Here is an 853-nt window from a genome sequence, read left to right as displayed (position 1 = left end):
CGTCGAGCAGCGCCGAGTAGTTCGTCACCGCTTCACGCCCGAACCGCACACCGCTGACGACCTCGGCGAGCAGCGGCAGACCGGCGTCGTGGGCGAAGGCCTCGGCCCGGTCTCCGGCATCCGCACCCGCGATGACCACCGCACGGACGCCGTCGTCGTGCACGTAGGTTTCTGCACCCGGCCACTCGGGCACCGCTCGATTTCCGCCGCCCATCGCCTCGAGCCTCGGGCGGTCTCCTGCAGGACCCGCGGCGGGTTCCTCCCCGTCGAGTTCGCGATCGGCGTCCGCGCGCGCGGAGGCGAAGAGCTCGGAAACGGTCAACGTCTCAGTTCCGACGCGCAGGTTCCCGCCGAGCGGAGGGCCGGAGAGCGGCTCGCGGAACGCGAGGTTGAGCTGCACCGGACCCGCCGGTCGCTCGGAGGTGCCGCGGGCGGCCTGCAGCGCCGTCCGAGCCAGACGGTCCGGCTCGAATCCGGCGATCCAGGGCGGTTCCGTCGAGTCCGGCACTGCAGCGGGAGCCGGCACTTCGAGCACGAGCCGGGCGAACGCGCCGACCAGTTCACCCTGCCGGGTGGTCTGATTGCTGCGGATGCCCCGAAGCTCGTCCGGCCGGTCCGCGGTCAGCAGCAGCATGGGAACACGAGCTTCGTGCGCTTCGAGCGCGGCCGGCACGAGGTTGGCGACCGCGGTGCCGCTCGTCACGATGATCGGCGCGGGAACGCCCGTTTCACGTGCAACGCCCAGCGCGAAGAACCCGGCCGAGCGCTCGTCGACGCGCACGTGCAGGCGAACAGCACCGCCGGCCTCCGCAGCTGCGGCGGCCAGCGCGAGCGCCTGCGACCGGGAGCCGGG

The 853-nt window shown here is 72.9% G+C and carries 1 protein-coding gene; it reads right to left on the bottom strand.

What is annotated here, in order from left to right; all coding sequences use genetic code 11:
• Window positions 1-853, bottom strand: an 853-nt coding sequence (locus IV04_RS24515; RefSeq protein WP_037441827.1) for a thiamine pyrophosphate-binding protein, incomplete at both ends; no start/stop codon positions are given.

The organism is Serratia sp. Ag1 (assembly GCF_000743355.1).
Taxonomy (GTDB): domain Bacteria; phylum Pseudomonadota; class Gammaproteobacteria; order Enterobacterales; family Enterobacteriaceae; genus Chania.
This window is presented reverse-complemented; position numbering and strand designations above follow the sequence as displayed.